This is a genomic window from Pseudomyxococcus flavus (assembly GCF_050038885.1).
GTDB lineage: Bacteria > Myxococcota > Myxococcia > Myxococcales > Myxococcaceae > Myxococcus > Myxococcus flavus.
In genome coordinates this window covers 575,326-591,757 of the sequence record NZ_CP143624.1, presented here as the reverse complement: position 1 = coordinate 591,757, position 16,432 = coordinate 575,326, and the positions used below count along the sequence as shown (strand labels likewise).

Annotated in this window: 12 protein-coding genes; 8 read left to right on the top strand and 4 right to left on the bottom strand. The window is 68.9% G+C overall.

Translation table 11 applies throughout. The features are described 5' to 3' along the window. The first annotated feature begins 82 nt into the window (after positions 1–82). Together rpmE and VZL07_RS02340 are read left to right on the top strand one after the other, a co-directional pair. The gene (rpmE, locus tag VZL07_RS02345) at positions 83–304 is read left to right on the top strand and encodes a 50S ribosomal protein L31 (protein ID WP_426753685.1); all 222 of its coding nucleotides are present in this window, start codon (positions 83–85) and stop codon (positions 302–304) included. 202 nt (positions 305–506) lie between these two features. After that, on the top strand, positions 507–1,388 hold the full coding sequence (locus VZL07_RS02340) for a DNA-methyltransferase (protein WP_426753684.1): 882 nt from the start codon (positions 507–509) through the stop codon (positions 1,386–1,388). Positions 1,389–1,408: 20 nt separating this feature from the next. Here VZL07_RS02340 and VZL07_RS02335 read toward each other — a convergent pair whose 3' ends face one another. Continuing rightward, complete coding sequence (locus VZL07_RS02335) at positions 1,409–3,163, bottom strand: M1 family metallopeptidase (RefSeq protein ID WP_426753683.1); 1,755 nt, start codon at positions 3,161–3,163, stop codon at positions 1,409–1,411. Between the two features lie 128 nt (positions 3,164–3,291). Between VZL07_RS02335 and VZL07_RS02330 the strand changes: the two genes are divergently transcribed. After that, complete coding sequence (locus tag VZL07_RS02330) at positions 3,292–5,670, top strand: 3-hydroxyacyl-CoA dehydrogenase/enoyl-CoA hydratase family protein (protein ID WP_426753682.1); 2,379 nt, start codon at positions 3,292–3,294, stop codon at positions 5,668–5,670. Between the two features lie 78 nt (positions 5,671–5,748). Next, the gene (locus VZL07_RS02325; RefSeq protein WP_426753681.1) at positions 5,749–6,921 is read left to right on the top strand and encodes a thiolase family protein; all 1,173 of its coding nucleotides are present in this window, start codon (positions 5,749–5,751) and stop codon (positions 6,919–6,921) included. Between the two features lie 87 nt (positions 6,922–7,008). On the opposite strand, the gene VZL07_RS02320 is transcribed toward VZL07_RS02325, so the two are convergent. Continuing rightward, positions 7,009–8,853: a MutS-related protein gene (locus tag VZL07_RS02320; protein ID WP_426757222.1), complete on the bottom strand. Its 1,845-nt coding sequence runs from the start codon at positions 8,851–8,853 to the stop codon at positions 7,009–7,011. A gap of 188 nt (positions 8,854–9,041) precedes the next feature. On the opposite strand from VZL07_RS02320, the gene VZL07_RS02315 reads away from it, so the two are divergent. Continuing rightward, positions 9,042–10,136: a hypothetical protein gene (locus tag VZL07_RS02315; protein WP_426753680.1), complete on the top strand. Its 1,095-nt coding sequence runs from the start codon at positions 9,042–9,044 to the stop codon at positions 10,134–10,136. Between the two features lie 13 nt (positions 10,137–10,149). Here the strand turns inward: VZL07_RS02315 and VZL07_RS02310 are convergent, their stop codons facing one another. Next, on the bottom strand, positions 10,150–11,814 hold the full coding sequence (locus VZL07_RS02310; RefSeq protein ID WP_426753679.1) for a HEAT repeat domain-containing protein: 1,665 nt from the start codon (positions 11,812–11,814) through the stop codon (positions 10,150–10,152). 303 nt (positions 11,815–12,117) lie between these two features. On the opposite strand from VZL07_RS02310, the gene VZL07_RS02305 reads away from it, so the two are divergent. Together VZL07_RS02305 and VZL07_RS02300 are read left to right on the top strand one after the other, a co-directional pair. Then, positions 12,118–12,798, top strand: coding sequence for a metallophosphoesterase family protein (locus VZL07_RS02305; protein ID WP_426753678.1), 681 nt, complete (start codon positions 12,118–12,120; stop codon positions 12,796–12,798). After that, positions 12,798–13,394, top strand: coding sequence for a hypothetical protein (locus VZL07_RS02300; RefSeq protein ID WP_426753677.1), 597 nt, complete (start codon positions 12,798–12,800; stop codon positions 13,392–13,394). Before VZL07_RS02305 ends, VZL07_RS02300 begins: the two co-directional genes overlap by 1 nt. 46 nt (positions 13,395–13,440) lie before the next feature. Here VZL07_RS02300 and VZL07_RS02295 read toward each other — a convergent pair whose 3' ends face one another. Next, complete coding sequence (locus tag VZL07_RS02295) at positions 13,441–15,348, bottom strand: sulfatase-like hydrolase/transferase (protein ID WP_426753676.1); 1,908 nt, start codon at positions 15,346–15,348, stop codon at positions 13,441–13,443. Between the two features lie 94 nt (positions 15,349–15,442). Here VZL07_RS02295 and VZL07_RS02290 point away from each other — a divergent pair, with 94 nt between their 5' ends. Then, entirely contained in the window at positions 15,443–16,354 is a 912-nt protein-coding gene (locus VZL07_RS02290) for a LysR family transcriptional regulator (RefSeq protein WP_426753675.1), read from the top strand. Positions 16,355–16,432 lie beyond the last annotated feature (78 nt).

Here is a 16,432-nt window from a genome sequence, read left to right as displayed (position 1 = left end):
CGCCATTATAAGCGCCGGCCACCCCTCAGCGCCGGACCTCCCACCCGTGGGCGGGTGGGGGCAAGGCATACTGGAGAGAGACATGAAGCCCGAAATCCATCCCGTCTACCCGCCTTCCCGCGTGACCTGCGCGTGCGGCAACGTCGTGGAGACGAAGTCCACCCGCGGCTCGTTCTCGGTGGAAATCTGCTCGAACTGCCACCCCTTCTTCACGGGCAAGTACAAGCTCGTGGACACGGCCGGCCGCATCGACCGCTTCCGCAAGAAGTACGGCGCGTCGCCGACCGCCGCCAAGAAGGCGTAGTCCGCGTTCGACAGCCCAGGCAGTTCCCGCCGAGCAGGGTGCCGGAGACCTTCCAAGAGAGGTCCTCCCGCCCTGCTCGCGGTGCTTCTACAGCCTGAATCCCTCGTCAAGTTTCAGGGTGCTACAGGCCAGAAATTAGACGTAGCACCGAAGCGACCGCACAGTCCGCCGCGTCCACGACGAAGTGTCCGACGGAGGCGAGATGTCCGCGCACGCTGCAGCCCCTTCCCTGAAAGTCGTCCGCCGCTCGCTCAGCGAGAGCGTCCATTCCAAAGGGGAGGCCTACACGCTGCTGCACGGCGACAGCCTGGAGCTGATGTCGCAGTTCGAGCCCCAGACGTTCGACATGATTTTCGCCGACCCGCCGTACTTCCTCTCCAACGGCGGCTTTACCTGCAAGGGGGGCAAGCGCGCCTCGGTGGCCAAGGGCGGCTGGGACGTGTCGCGCGGCGTGGAGGAGGACCACAAGTTCACCACCGAGTGGCTCGCGGCCTGCCAGCGCCTGCTCAAGCCCACCGGCACGCTGTGGGTGAGCGGCACCCAGCACGTCATCTTCAACGTCGGCTTCGCGATGCAGAAGCTGGGCTACAAGCTGCTCAACACCGTCACCTGGTTCAAGCCCAACGCCAGCCCCAACCTGGCGTGCCGCTACTTCACGCACTCCACGGAGCTGCTCATCTGGGCCTCGCCGAAGTCGGGCGGCAAGCTGCAGCACACGTTCAACTACGCGCGCATGAAGGCGGAGAACGGCGGCAAGCAGATGCGCGACGCCTGGGTGCTGCCGCCCTCCGGTGACGCGGAGCTCACGGCGGACGGCGAGGGCCGGCTGTGGACGCTCACCGTCCCGCGCGGCGGCGAGGAGAAGGCCTTCGGCAGCCACCCCACGCAGAAGCCGGTGGCGCTGCTGGAGCGCATCCTCGAGGCGAGCTGCCCCCCGGACGCGCTGGTGCTGGACCCCTTCAACGGCAGCGGCACCACCGGCGTGGCGGCCCTCAAGCTGGGCCACCGCTACGTCGGCATCGACATGGACGAGAAGTACCTCGACCTGTCCGAGAAGCGCCTCAACGCCATCGCTTCCCGGTAGTCCCGCCCGCCCGAGCGCGCTCAGGCGCGCGACAGGATGAGCTCCACGCCCTGCCGGGCGATGGGGTGGTAGCGCTCCGCGTGCTTCTTGAAGAGCATGCGCGCCAGGCCGCGGTACTCGTGGGTGGCGGAGAGCACCCCGTACAGCGGCTTGAGGTACTTCATCCGGCCCACCTCGCCGAGGAACGTCTCGGTGCGGGACACGGCCGGCTCCCAGCTCGCGCGGACCGCCGCCACCAGCCACGCCACCAGCACCTCCGGGTTGCGGCTCTGGGTGAGGCTGAAGCGCGCGTCGAGCTGCTGGATGACGTCCCGCGGCGTCTCCCGGGGCAGTGACTCCAGGTAGAGCTGCCACTCCGTCGGCGTCCAGTCCTTCGCCTGCTCCGGCGTGGGCACGGAGCCGCGCAGCTTCTCCATGGCCTCCAGCCGCAGCGAGCGCGGCGACGGCGCCCCCACGGGCACGCCGGGCCGGTGCAGGTACGCCTCCGCGTCCACCTTCGCCAGCACCCCGGGCAGCTCCTTCTCCGCGAAGGCGACGAACTCCTCGGTGGTGAGCGCGCGGAAGCGGTAGGTGGCCAGGTAGCGGCGGAGGAACTCGTCGAAGGCGGGCCGGCCCGCCGCGTCCTCCATGGCGCGCAGCAACAGGTAGCCCTTCTCGTAGGGAATCTGGGAGAAGGCCTCGTCCGGGTCCACACCGGCCAGGTGCGTGCGCAGCGACGTCAGCTGCGGGTGCGCGCGGAAGTGCTGGAGCGCGGAGTCCAGCGCGCGGCGCCCCAGCGCGCCGTGGAGCGACGCCATCTCCGGGCCCGCCAGCGCCTCGAGGATGCGGCGCTCGGCGAAGACGGTGAAGCCCTCGTTGAGCCAGAAGTGCTCCGCGGAGGCATTCGTCACCAGGTTGCCCGTCCACGAGTGCGCCAGCTCGTGCGCCACCACGTTGACCAGGCTCTTGTCGCCGGTGATGAGCGTGGGCGTGAGGAACGTCAGGCGCGGGTTCTCCATGCCGCCGTAGGGGAACGAGGGCGGCATGGTGAGCAGGTCGAAGCGCTCCCAGTCGTAGGGGCCGAAGAGGGCCTCGGCCGCGCGCAGCATGTCGTCCACGCCGGAGAACTCGTCCGCGGCGTCCTCCAGCAGCTCCGGCTCCGCCCACACGCGCGAGCGGGGCCCCAGCTCCTTGGGCGCCAGGCTGCCCACCGCGAAGGCGAGCAGGTACGGCGGCACCGGCTGGGGCATCTCGTAGTGCTCCTCCGCCTCCACCCCGAGCTCCTCGCGCCGCAGGAAGCTGGCCGCCATGACGGCCTTGAGCGCCTTGGGAATCCGCAGCGCCGCCTGGTAGCGGATGCGGATGCGCGGCGTGTCCTGCAGCGGCACCACGCTGCGGGCGTGGATGGCCTGGCATTGGCTGTAGAGGAAGGGGTGCTGCCCCCCGGCCGTCTGGGAGGGCGTCAGCCACTGGAGCGCGCTCGCCCGCGGCGAGGTGCGGTAGCGCACCGTGAACTGCCGCAGCCCCGCCGGCAGCTCGATGCGCAGCCGGCTGCCGAGGATGGGCTCGGCGGGAGAGAGGATGTAGGGCAAGGGGCGACCCGCGGTGTCGACCACGCCTCGGATTTCCAGATCCCGGGTATCCAGGTCCAGCGGACCGGCCGAGGCTTCCTTGAGGGTGTGGGTGACCTCCGCGTGGAGCCGCTGCGTCCTGAAATCGACGCGGGCCCTCCAGTCCAGGGTTTCCGTCTCAGGCTGCGTGCTGTCGTTGTACGAGTGCGGGTCGAGGCGAGCCATGGAGCGTCGGTATCTAGTCGGCTTGTCCTCCGGTGGCGAGCGCCCTGGCCGTCCGATCCGATTGACTTTCGGGTCAATCGCCTACATTTGTGCAGTCCCCTCCTTTCCCAACAGGGAGCCTTTTCCACATGACGACGCGGATCCGCAAAGTGGCTGTGCTGGGCGCCGGAGTAATGGGCAGCGGCATCGCCGCGCACCTGGCCAACTCGGGCGTGCGTGCGCTCCTCCTGGACATCGTTCCGCCCAAGGCCGCGCCGGGCGAGGACACCTCTTCGAAGGCGTTTCGCAACAAGTTCGCCCAGGGCGCGCTGGCCAACATGCGCAAGCAGAAGCCCAGCCCCATCGTCTCCGGCGAGGTGTTCACCAACATCGAGGTGGGCAACTTCGAGGACGACCTGCACCGCATCGCCGAGTGCGACTGGGTGGTGGAGGTGGTGAAGGAGGACCTGGCCGTCAAGCAGGCCCTGTTCGCGAAGGTGGAGAAGCACATCCGCCCGGGCACCATCGTGTCGTCCAACACCTCCGGCATGTCGATTGTGGGCATGACCGAGGGCCGCGGCGCGGAGTTCAAGAAGAACTTCCTCGTCACCCACTTCTTCAACCCGGTCCGCTACATGAAGCTGCTGGAGCTGGTGGCCGGCAAGGAGACGGACCCGGAGGTGCTCAAGACGCTGCACCGCTTCGGCGAAGAGGTGCTGGGCAAGGGCATCGTCTACGGCAAGGACACCACGAACTTCATCGCCAACCGTATCGGCGTGTACGGGATGATGCGGACCATCGCCGCCATGGACAAGGCGGAGCTGACCATCGAAGAGGTGGACAAGATTTTTGGCCCGGCCATGGGCCGTCCCAAGTCCGCCGTCTTCCGCACCGCGGACATCGTGGGCCTGGACACGTTCACCCACGTGGCGAAGAACTGCTACGACACGCTGACGCACGACGAAGAGCGTGACGTGTTCGCCAGCCCCGCCTTCCTCCAGAAGATGGTGGAGAAGGGCATGCTGGGCGACAAGAGCGGCGGCGGCTTCTACAAGAAGCAGGGCAAGGAAATCCTCGCGCTGGACCTGAAGACGCTGGAGTACCGGCCGCAGGCGAAGGTGCGCTACGAGTCGCTGGGCGCCGCGCGTGACATCGACAACGTGCGCGAGCGCGTGGCCTCGGTGATGAACGCCGAGGACAAGGCGGCGAAGTTCGCCGAGGGCGTCACCCTGGACGTGCTGGCCTACACCAGCCGCCGCATCCCGGAGATCGCCGACGACGTGGTCAACGTGGACCGCGGCGTGCGCTGGGGCTTCGGCTGGGACCTGGGGCCCTTCGAGGTCTGGGACGCCTACGGCGTGAAGAAGGGCGTGGAGCGGATGAAGGCCCTGGGCCTGAAGCCGGCCGCCTGGGTGGAGGAGATGCTGGCCGCCGGCCGCACGTCCTTCTACGGCGTGGAGAACGGCAAGGACACGTACTGGGACATCCCGACGAAGTCCGTGAAGGTGGTGCCGGAGAACGCCCGCACGCAGCGCGTGGAGTACCTCAAGCGCGGCAACAAGAAGATCGCCGGCAATGACGGGGCCACGCTGTGGGATCTGGGCGACGGCGCGACGCTCCTGGAGTTCCACACCAAGATGAACTCCATCGATGACCAGATCATCGAGATGATGAACACCGCGCTGGACGAGACGGAGAAGAACTTCAAGGGCCTCGTCATCGGCAATGACGGCTCCAACTTCTCCGCGGGCGCGAACATCGTGGCGCTGCTGTGGGCGGCCAAGAGCGGCGAGTTCGAGTCCATCCGCAAGCTGGTGACGGGCTTCCAGGCCGTCAACCAGCGCATGCGCTACAGCCCGGTGCCGGTGGTGACGGCGCCCTTCAACCTCACGCTCGGCGGCGGCGCCGAGGTGACGATGGGCGGCAACGCCATCCAGGCCAGCGCCGAGCTGTACATGGGCCTGGTGGAGGTGGGCGTGGGCCTCATCCCGGGCGGCGGCGGCAACATGCAGCTGCTGCGCAACGTGTACGGCCCCTACGGGACGGACAAGGACTTCGACTTCCTGCCCTTCCTCAAGAAGATCTTCCTCACCATCGGCATGGCCAAGGTCGCCACCAGCGCCGAGGAGGCCCGCGAGATTGGCTTCCTGTCGCAGGCGGATGGCATCAGCGCCAACCGCGACTTCCTGCTGTCCGACGCGAAGGCCCGCGTGCTGGGCATGGCGGACGCCGGCTTCAAGGCGCCCCGTCCCTCGCGCTTCCGCCTGCCGGGTGTCAGCGGCGCGGCCACCATCGACATGATGCTCTACGACATGGAGCTCAACGGCCAGGTGAGCGCGCATGACCGGAAGATCGCCAAGAAGCTGGCGACCGTGCTCACGGGTGGCAACACCAGCCCGTCGCTGCTCGTGACGGAAGAGCGGCTGCTGGAGCTGGAGGCGGAGGCCTTCCTGAGCCTGTGCGGCGAGGAGAAGACCCAGGACCGCCTGCAGCACATGATCGAGAAGGGCAAGCCGCTGCGGAACTGACGGCCGGCCAGTATCCATAGGCTACTGAACTGAGATTCGTTGAATGCCCGGGTGCTCCCCGGGCAAGGAGACAGCACAATGGCTGGTCGAGTCGTGATTGCCAGCGCGGTCCGCACGCCCTTCACCCGCGCCCACAAGGGAGAGTTCAAGGACACCCGGCCGGATACCCTGGCCGCCATCGCCATCAAGGAGGCCGTTGCCCAGGTCCCCGGCCTGAAGCCGGAGGACATCGGTGACGTCGTCCTGGGCTGTGCGATGCCAGAGGCCGAGCAGGGCATGAACGTGGCCCGTCTGGCCACCCTGCTGGCGGGGCTGCCCGTCACGGTGCCCGCGATGACCATCAACCGGTTCTGTTCGTCCGGGTCGCAGTCCATCGCCCAGGTGGCCCAGGCCATCCAGGCGGGGATGTATGACGTGGGCATCGGTGGCGGCACCGAGTCCATGACCATGGTCCCCATGGGCGGAAACAAGACGAGCGCCAACCCGGAAATCATGGAGCGTCTGCCCGAGGTCTATACCTCCATGGGCGCCACCGCCGAGAACATCGCCTCGCGCTACAGCGTGTCGCGTGAGGACGCGGACAAGTTCGCCGCCGAGAGCCAGCGCCGTGCCGCCACCGCGCGCGAGCAGGGCAAGTTCAAGGAGGAGATCGTCCCCGTCACCACGACGTATTACGACGACGACGGCGTGGCGAAGGAAGTCACCGTGTCCGTGGACACCATCCTCCGCCCGGAGACCACCGTGGAGGGGCTGGCGAAGCTGCGTCCTGCCTTCAACGCCAAGGGCGTGGTGACGGCCGGCAACGCGTCGCCGCTGACGGACGGCGCCGCCGCCGCGGTGGTGATGAGCGAGGCCAAGGCGAAGGAGCTGGGCGTGAAGCCGCTGGGCTACTTCGTGGACGCCACGGTGACGGGCGTGCCTCCGGAAATCATGGGCATCGGCCCGATTCCGGCGGTCCGCAAGCTGCTGGAGAAGAACAAGCTCAAGATCGAGGACATCGACGTCTTCGAGCTGAACGAGGCCTTCGCGGCGCAGGCGCTGCACTGCGTGCGCGAGCTGGGCATCCCGCTCGACAAGGTGAACCCCAACGGCGGCGCCATCGCCCTGGGCCACCCGCTGGGCGTGTCCGGCGCGCGCATGGTGGCCACCATCCTGCGCGAGCTGAAGCGCCGCAACGGCCGCTACGGCGTGGTGTCCATGTGCATCGGCGGCGGCATGGGCTTCGCGGCGCTCATCGAGGCGGCGAAGTAGTCACCGCGTCGAGGTGACAGCGTGACGTGGGCATGGGCCTCGGGGGAAACCCCGGGGCCCGTGTCGTTTGGGGGGCAAGGCCGGGCTTCAGCGCGCCGCGGCGGCCTCGTCCGGGTCGTCCACGGGCACGCCGGCCAGGCGCAGCACGCGCAGGGCGTTGGTCGTGTCCACCACGCCCTGGCGCAGCCGGTAGTCGAACACCATCTTCCCGTCCTCCAGGTGGTCCCGGAAGTGGACGTTGACCACGTGCGCCCCGGGCTCGTCCGCCAGCACCGCCAGGGACAAATCGTGGGTCGTCACCGCGCCGATGGCGCCCGTGCCCAGCAGCAGCCGCAGCACCTCGCGCGAGGCAATCTGCCGCTCGCGGGTGTTCGTGCCGAGGAGGATTTCGTCCAGGAGGAAGAGCGCCTGTCCGCGCGCCGCCTGCGCCGCGTCCAGCACCGCCTTGATGCGCTGCACCTCCGCGTAGAAGTACGAGACGCCGCGCTCCAGCGAGTCCTTCACCCGCATGCTGGTGAGGACCTGGAGCGGTGACAGGCGGAAGGACTTCGCACACACCGGCGCGCCGGCCAGCGCCAGCACCACGTTGGCGCCCACCGCGCGCATCAGCGTCGTCTTGCCGCTCATGTTGGAGCCGGTGATGAGCAGCGCGTGGCGCGGTCCCGGCAGCGACACGTCATTGGGCACCGGCGCGTCCAGCAGCGGGTGCCCCAGCGCCGTGGCCTCCACGCAGGGGCCCGAGGCGGCCATGACGGGCCAGGTGAACTCCGGCCGGTCATGCGCGAGCCCGGCGACGCAGGAGAGGGCCTCCAGCTCGGCGAGCCCCTCGAACCACTGGCGCAGCTGCTTGCCGTGGGCCGCGCGCCAGCGCTCCAGCGCGAAGTGCGCGTGGATGTCCCAGAGCGTGAGCCAGTGAATGACCGGGTGGAACTGGTGGCGCTTGAACTCGATGAACGAGTACAGCCGGCTGAAGCGCTTGAAGTGCTCGGACACCGGCGGCTGGCCGGGCGGCTGGAGCCCGGACTGGAGCTTCTTCAGGCGCGGGTGCTCGAAGCGCTGGCCCTCCACGCGCTCGAAGAGGGGGGCGTAGCGGACGAAGCCGCGCTCACCTGCCTCCACGCCTTCGTCCATGGCCTTCAGCGGGCGCCGGGTGACGAGCGCCACGGCGAGCTGCGCGGCCAGTCCCAGCCAGAACGCGGACGCCGGCAGCACGTCCAGCTTTCCCAGGATGTAGACGGCCAGCGTCACCAGGGGCAGCACCACCGCCACCGGCCGCGCCCAGCGGATGGAATCCAGTGACGGGCCTGACTCGGCCCACTGGATGAACAGCGCCGGGTCCGCCTTCTCGCGGGAGGCGTCCCGCGCGTCCACGCAGAGGTCCTGGCGGAAGGCCAGGTTGGGCGCCAGCTCGCGCGCGGCGCCTTGCCGGGCCTCGACCTCCTCGGCGGACGCGGGCGCGGAGAGCCATGCCGCCAGCCGCTCCTCGCCGGCGCGCGTGGCCGTCTCGTTGAGCAACTGGTAGAGGCTGCCCTGGCCGAAGACGTCCAGGTCCGGCGTGTACAGGTGGCTGGGGGAGAGGAATCGCTCACCGCGCTCGGCGAACTCGTGCCAGCCGGGCCCGAGCCGCGCCAGTCCGCGCTCGTTCAGCGTCACGTAGAGCTTCGTCCGGGCCTCGCGGCGGAAGACCTGGTGGTGGAGGACGGCCAGCACGCCATAGAGCACCAGGGCGGCGGCGCTGGCCCACCACGCCACCTTGGGCAGGCGCCCGGCGAGGACGAAGCCCGCGATGCCGGCGGCCGCCAGGAAGGCGACTGTTCGCAAATTGGCGTAGCGGGCGCTCACGCGGTCCAGCATGGCCAGCTCAGCTTGCGCGGCGGCGCGGCGCTCGGTGTACGTACGGTGCGGGGAAGGGGGCTCGGCGGTGGCGGACACGATGGGCACGCATGCTGCGGGGGCGCGGCCCCCAGGGCAAGCGGCAGCTGCAATCGGGTGACGCCGGGTCGACGGAGGCTCCGAAAAGCCCCGCCGGGAGCGGGTTTCCGGCGCCCGCTCCACCCCCGTTTCATGTCAGACGCCACACGTATGTTTGTCCTCGTCGGCAGTCACGAGGGGGCACTGCGATGAGCACGTCTGTCGTTGATAATCGCGTCGAAATCGTCTTCAGCTTTGACACCACGGGCAGCATGTATCCGTGTCTGGCGCAGGTGAGGAAGAAGCTGCGTGGCACCGTGTCCCGGCTGATGAAGGAGATTCCCGGCATCCGTATCGGCATCATCGCGCACGGGGATTACTGCGACGCGGGCTCCACATATGTCACCAAGATGCTGGACCTGACGGACGACGAGAACGCGGTGGTCCGCTTCGTCGACCGGGTGGAGCAGACAGGTGGGGGCGACGCGCCCGAATGCTACGAGTGGGTGCTGCGTCAGGCGCAAAGCCTGTCCTGGACGGTGGGCTATACACGGGCGCTGGTGCTGATTGGCGACGACGTGCCGCACGGGCCGTCCCAGAATCCGCACAAGCTGGACTGGCGCAAGGAAGTGGATGCGCTGGGACGGATGGGCGTGCCTGTGTATGGCGTGCAAGCCCTGGCGCGGCGCCATGCGACGCCCTTCTACAGGGAGCTGGCGGAGAAGTCGGGCGGCTTCCACCTGAGCCTGGACCAGTTCGCCCACGTCACCGACATGCTGCTGGCCGTCTGCTACAAGCAGTCGTCGGACGCGCAGCTCCAATCGTTTGAGCAGGAAGTGGTGCGCGAGGGCCGCATGAGCCGGGGCCTGAACGCGATGTTCAGCACCATGCTCCAGCGACAGGCAGCGCCGCTCTACGGCGAGGCGGACCTGCGCGCGGTGCCTCCGGGAAGGTTCCAGGTGCTGGACGTGGACCGGACGCAGCCCATCAAGGACTTCGTGCAGGAGAACGGGCTGCGGTTCAAGACGGGGCGGGGCTTCTACGAGTTCACGAAGACGGAGACCATCCAGGGGCGCAAGGAGGTCGTGCTCATGGACCGGAAGACGGGGGACCTCTTCAGCGGTGAGCGGGCCCGGGAGATGCTGGGCCTGCCGCCGGGAGAGACGGTGCGCATCCGGCCCGCGAGTCTGGAGAAGTTCGTCGTCTTCGTGCAGAGCACCTCGGCCAACCGCAAGCTGATGGGCGGCTCGAAGTTCCTCTACGAGGTCGAGGACTGGGACGGCGCCCGGGCCGAGGCGGCGTAGCGCGCCTTGCGCGTCAGTGGGGGGCGCCCGGTTCCGCGTCGGCGGCCCCGGTCTGGACGCAGTACAGGGTTCGTGGCGCGTCCGTTCCGGAGAGGATGTCCCGGTCCAGCTCCAGGCGGAAGCGGTGGGGTGTGTCACCGGAGGCAGATGGCGCGGGAGTCACGGTGAAGGCCGTGCTTCGTTCGGGCGCGCCCTCGGGCAGGATGTGGAGGCCGTCACCGGTGACGGCGTACCGGAACACGTGGAGTTTGCCGTCGGTCTCCAGGTGCTCCAGGTGGCCGCCTTCGTAGAAGTACACGCGGTCGGTGGCGGGATGGCGCTCGGGGGCCGCGAGCCACTCGGTCACACTTTGTCCCGTTCGTGCTGGGTCGAAGAGGGGACGCTCGGCGGGCGAGGCTGCTCGTGAGGGAGTGTCTCCGGGTCCCTGCGGTTGTTCGAGCACGGCGGCGAGCGCTCGCAAGACGCCCGGTTCCTGCTCGGTGGCTCGATGGTCGCGCAGGGTTTGAAGGGCCTCCGCGCTGGTGTCGCGGCCCAGCGTGCGCACGGCCATCCGCCGGACCTCGGGCGCCGCGTCCTCGAGCGCGAGCTTCAGGGCATCGCGTGCTTCTTGCCGGCCGCTGTTCGCCAGGGCCAGGGCAATGGCCATCCGCACCTCGGCGTCGGGGTCGCCGCGCAGGCGCTCCATCAGCACGGCGGCTGCGTCCCTTGGGGCCGCGTTAGAGGCCCAGGCGGTGACGGCCGCGCGCCTGACACGGGGAGCGACGCTGGTCAGTTCCTTTCGAAGGGCCTCCCAGGTTTCGGGGCCACCGAGTCTGCCCAGTGCGGTGACGAGGTCCGCGCGTTCGTCCTCGTCATGCGTCCCGGCCAGCATCGACAGCAGTGCGTGCGTCGCTTCAGTGCAGCCGAGCTGGCCGATGGCGCGAATGGCGCGCTGGCGAAGCGCCGGCTCAGGGTTCGTCAGAAGCTGGATGACGGGGGCGCACGCGCTGGCGTCACCCCGCAGGACAATCGCCTGGAGTGCCTGCTCCCGGACCTGTGCTGTAACGGGGGAGGAGAGCAGTGGCGCGAAGACACGGGCGGGTACCCGCATGCGGCGGGACAGGGCGCGGAGGGCTTCGAGCTGCACGTCCTCGGCGGCATCCGTGAGTGCCTGGACGAGAAGTCCGTCCGCGGCCTCGCCTTCCCGGCCGAGCAGGGCAACGGCCGCGGTCCTCGTGGTGGATGAGCGGGAGGCCAGGCCCAGGCGAGCCAGGGCCATGGATTCGGGGAGCCGCAGTCGTTGCGCGGTGGCGAGCGCGTTGAGCTTCTCCGACTCCGGCGCGTGGTCGAAGCGGGTGCGGAAGAGCGCGCTCGCGGCTGCCGGGTTCATCCGCGCGAGCGAGTCCATGACCGCGTGCTGCACGGAGGGCTCCGCGTCGTCCAAGGCCTCCTGGAGGTGCTGCCAGTCCTCGGCGTCTCGCGAACGGGCCAGCGCTCGGGCCGCCATGGCTCGGACTGTGACGGTTTCGTCACGGAGCGCGAGCCGGGTCAGCGCATGCGCTTCCGGTGTCGCCAGTTCCCGGAGCGCGCGCAGGGCCGTGGTCTTCTCGGCGGGTGTGCCCGACCGCAGCACGTCCGTGGCGATGTGTGTGAAGTCCGCTCGCGCGCACAGCGCATCCAGCCCTTCCCGAGAGCTCACCGACGGCTGTCCTGCCACCCACCGCAGCAGCTCCCATGTCGACAGAGGTGTGCTCACTGCAACGCCGCCGTGACAGAGGTGAGGAGGGCGCCGGAGGCATGCTGAGTCCAGTTCATATGGCGTGTGAGAATGGCTGTTTCTCGTCGTCGCGCGCGCCGCAATCCAGCGTCACATTCCATGGAAGCATCGGGAGGCCGACGTTACCTTGCGCCCGTGCGCGTCTGGCTGACATTGCTACTGGTGTGCGCGGGATGTGGCGCCTTCGAGTTCCACCCCTACGAGATACGGGGAAACCACAGGGACTTGCATGCACGCTCACTCGAGCGGCTGTTCGCAGCGGAGCCGAAGCGCGCCTTTCGCTTCGCGGTGATTGGCGACATGCAGTTGTTCCTGGATGACTCCGCGTCGGCGATGCGGGACCTGGAGCAGCGCAATGTCGACTTCGTGGTGCAGATGGGCGACCTGACGGAGTTCGGCAGCACGCAGGAGTACGAGTGGGGCGTCGAGCTGCTGTCCCGTTTGAAGGTCCCGTTCTTCGTGGTCATGGGCAACCATGACGCGCTGGGCATGGGGCAGAAGCTCTACCGGCGCACCTTTGGACCGGAGTCCTTCTCCTTCACGTACTCGGGCACCCGCTTCGTCTTCTTCGACTCCAACTCCCGCGAGTACGGCTTCCCGGGCAACATCCCGGACCTGCAGTGGCTGAAGACGGAGCTTTCGCCGGAGCCCTCGGTCCAGAACACCTTCACCTTCTCCCACGTGCCGCCGGGGAACGGGGACTTCGACGATGCGTTGGTCGAGCCACTGGTGGAGCTCCAGCGGCAGAAGGGCGTCTCCATCTCCTTCCACGGCCATGTCCACCGGTACAACGATATCTTCGCGTACGGCGTCCGCTACGTCACCGCCGATGCGATGAACGGCCGGAGCTATCTCTATGTGGACGTGGACGGCACCTCGGTGCAGGTGCAGAAAGCGTATTTCTGATGAATGCGCACGGGCGTCTGCGGGCTTCGCTGCTGGCGGCACTCCTTCTCGCGGCGCGGGGAGCGGAGGCGGAACCCTCACGCGCGTCGTCGCCCTGGTATGTCCCTGACCATGCGGCGATGCAGTTCGCGGGGGCCATTGGCTTTCTTTCCGCGGGGCCGGGCTGGAGCTTTCGCGACGACTCCCTGGAAGCCGCGTTTCTGGTGGGCTGGGCGCCTCCCGCGTTGGCGGGAGAGGACTTCATCACCTTCACGCTGAAGGGGCAGTGGCGGCCCTTCCGGATCGACGCCGCGGGGTGGACCCTCCGCCCGCTCATGGTGGGCGGGATGCTCAGCTACACCGTGGGCGACGACTACTTCGCGGGCCTGCCCAGCCGCTACGACCGGGGCTACTACTGGTTCCGCACCGCCATCCGTCCGGCGTTGCTGCTGGGGGCCAGCGCGGGGAGGCCGGTGGAGTCGCTGAACCTGCGGCTCGTGGAGGGGTACTTCGAGCTCGTCGCCACCGACTACCGGCTGGTGCAGTTCGTCCGGAACCCCTCCACGGTGAACGTGGAGCTCTTCACGCTGGCCCTGGGTGTGAAGCTCCGGTTCTGAAGCGGCGTCCGCGGGCGCCGCCCCAATTGCAAACCCTGGCGTGTCGTCAGGGCATCATGTCCGAGGCGGTGGCCGAATCCGGCAGCTTCGTGTCCGAGGTGCCCTTCAGCCGGCGGAGGATGCGTGGGGCTTCCGCCGCGAAGCGCTCCTTGCCATCAGCCAGGGGCCGGTCGCTCAGGTCGGTGATGACGGTGCCGGGCAGTCCCGCGCCGAAGTGGACCTTCAGCTCCTGGCCGATGAGCGCGTAGCGCGCCTCCCAGCCCACGGTGGTGAGCAGGTAGCGCTGAGGGTCCGGCCGCGTCATCGGAATCCCGTCGCCCAGCATCGCGGGGGAGTGTGTGTCGCCCAGCAAATCGAAGAGCGTGGACACCACGTCGATGTGGCCCGTGACGGCGTCGACCTGGCCCACGGGGAGCTGCTCGTCGAACATGATCATGGGCACGTGGAGCTGAGAGGCTGTCACGTCGCTGGCATGGCCCACGCGGCCGTGCTCGCGGAACTCCTCGCCATGGTCGCCGGTGAAGAGAATCATCGGGCGCGTGCCGCGCACGGACTCGATGCGCGTCAGCAGCTCCTCGACCTTGGTGTCCACCTCGTAGGCGGCGTTCCACGCGCGGGCCTTGAGGTGCTCGGGAGGCACGCGCGCCGTGGACAACCCGCCCTTGCCATTCCAGGCGGGCGCGAAGACCTCGGAGCGCGGCGGGTAGTCGTAGTCGAAGTGCGTACCGGCGAAGAACACGAACAGGAACAGCGGCGTGTCCTTGGGCGTGGCCTCCACGAACGCCACCGCGTCGCGGACCATGGCCGCGTCCCGCACGTGGCTGCGGCCTTCGTAGTCCGTGCGCAGGCCGCCCTTCACGTCGCGGAAGACGGTGTCCTTGAGGCCCATCCAGTCGACGGAGGATGCGGCCAGGAAGGCCTGCTGGTAGCCGTTGTGGGCCAGCGCCGGGAAGAGGAGCGGCGCGCGCCCCGCGCCGACCACGGCGTCGCGGCGCTGGGCCTCCAGTCCGAAGAACATGCTGAACAGGGAGAAGTCCGTGGAGCTGGCCGCGCTGTGGTGCCGCAAGAAGCGCGTGCCACTCTGGGCCCGGCGCCACATGTTCGGCATCACCTCCGGGGTGAAGAAGTCGTCACGCAGGCTCTCCACCAGGACGATGACGATGTCCGGACGACGGGTGAACCGCACCGACTCGGGGGAGATGGTCGCGGCCGGGGCGCCCGCCTCGGGGCTCACACCCAGCCGAAGGCCGGAAGCGGGGGTCCTGCCGGTGATGCGCGACAGGAGGGTGTTCATCCGCACCGGCGCCTGGAGGGGGAGGGTGGTGGCGGCGTGCTGCACGGCGCCACCATGGGCGAACACGAGCGAGGCATTGACCAGCCGCTCCGCGGTGCACAGCGCGGTCAGCACCACCACGGCGCGTGCCACCCGGCGGGGCCCGAAGCCTCGCTTCAGGAACCAGATGCCCGCGGCCGTATCGACGGTGAGGAGGGCCACCATGGCCACGGCCAGGAGCCCCATCTCCGTCGGGGACAGGCCCGTCTCGGCGAGGGCACGGGGCTGAAGCGCCACCGCCAGCACCAGGCCGTTGATGTGGAAGCCCAGGGCGTTGAGGACCAGCGCGTCCAGGCCGAGCAGCACCCCACCCACCGCTGTCAGGGAGGGAAGTACGAACCGGTAGCGGCGGCCGAGCAGGACGGCCAGCGGCAGCGTTCCGACGAAGGCCACCAGGCCAAGGAACAGCGCCTGGGCGACGCTGCCCACGAGCAGCATCGGGCGCAGGGACGGCGCCAGCCGCTCCACCGCCAGGCGCAACGCGCTCCCGAAGTACACGAGGGCGACCAGGCCGTGCAGTACGCACCACATCAGGGCGTTACTGAGGTATGGACGGGCCTCCTCGAAGCGAGCGTGGCAAGTCGCTTTTGTGTTCGAAATCGCGCTGAGGAATCGTGACATTCGCGGCTGCGGATATTCCGCAGGGCGGAATTTCGCAAGCATCAATGAAGTCCATCGGCGTAACTCGCTGGTGGGGCGTACAAGGGTGCTCCTCATGCCTCCGCGTAAACTCGTCCGGCATCTGGTATGGCTGGAATCTTTCGCTGCTGCTGTTGAGGCGGGCAGCATCGAGGCCGCCGCCGAGCACCTGGGCGTGGCGCGCTCGGTGGTGAGCGAGCACGTCCGCGCCCTGGAGCTGGCCCTGGCGGACGGCGCTCCGCTCCTGGAGCGTGGGCCAGGCCGGCGCCTGCAGCTCACGGCCCGGGGGGAGCGCCTCTTCGCGGGCACCCAGACGCCGCTGCACCAGCTGGACATGAAGCGGCTGCGCGACCTGGCCAGCGCGGAGCCGGTGGTGCGCCTGGGGCTCAATCCGACGCTGTCCCTGTCCCTGGTGGGCACCGTGGCCCGGGACGCCGCCGCCGCGGACCTCAAGCTGGTGCTCAGCTTCGGCGGGCCGCATGAGCTGACGCGCCAGGTGCAGACGCGGCAGCTGGACCTGGCGCTGGACTTCACGCCGCTGCCCACGCACGAAGGCGTGGAGTCGGAGTCCCTGCTGCGCATGCCCTTCGTGGTGCTGGCCGGACCGGACAACGCGCTCGCGCGGCGGGCGGCCTCGCGCAAGACGCTGCACGTGACGGACCTGGAGGGTCAGCGCTTCGTGGACTGGCTTCGCGACGACCCCTATGGCGGCGCCAACAGCGCCCGCTTCGCCGCCCATGGCGTGACGGTGGAGGAGGTGGGGCGCGCGGAGAGCTTCCTCCTGCTCTACGAGCTGCTGCGCGCGTTCCGGGCCTGCGCCATCACCCCGGACCTCCGGCCGATGCACCCCTTCCCACCGGACCTCCAGGTCTGGCCGCTCACGGAGGAGGAGCCCCAGGCCGTGGAGGTGGTGGCCCTGTGGCCCTCCGGCGCGCTCAGCCCGGGGGCCCGGCTCGTCCTGGATGGGCTCCGCCGCCAGCCAGACTAGTCCGACGCTAAAACGACGAAGCCGTCGATTTCTGCCGGATTTCCGTTCACCCAAAGAGGGGATATCTTCAAAGAGTAG

Coding starts and splice junctions, on each gene's coding strand:
- rpmE (WP_426753685.1), top strand. CDS start 83: ATGAAGCCCGAAATCCATCCCGTCTACCCGCCTTCCCGCGTGACCTGC.
- VZL07_RS02340 (WP_426753684.1), top strand. CDS start 507: ATGTCCGCGCACGCTGCAGCCCCTTCCCTGAAAGTCGTCCGCCGCTCG.
- VZL07_RS02335 (WP_426753683.1), bottom strand. CDS start 3,163: ATGGCTCGCCTCGACCCGCACTCGTACAACGACAGCACGCAGCCTGAG.
- VZL07_RS02330 (WP_426753682.1), top strand. CDS start 3,292: ATGACGACGCGGATCCGCAAAGTGGCTGTGCTGGGCGCCGGAGTAATG.
- VZL07_RS02325 (WP_426753681.1), top strand. CDS start 5,749: ATGGCTGGTCGAGTCGTGATTGCCAGCGCGGTCCGCACGCCCTTCACC.
- VZL07_RS02315 (WP_426753680.1), top strand. CDS start 9,042: ATGAGCACGTCTGTCGTTGATAATCGCGTCGAAATCGTCTTCAGCTTT.
- VZL07_RS02300 (WP_426753677.1), top strand. CDS start 12,798: ATGAATGCGCACGGGCGTCTGCGGGCTTCGCTGCTGGCGGCACTCCTT.
- VZL07_RS02295 (WP_426753676.1), bottom strand. CDS start 15,348: ATGTCACGATTCCTCAGCGCGATTTCGAACACAAAAGCGACTTGCCAC.
- VZL07_RS02290 (WP_426753675.1), top strand. CDS start 15,443: ATGCCTCCGCGTAAACTCGTCCGGCATCTGGTATGGCTGGAATCTTTC.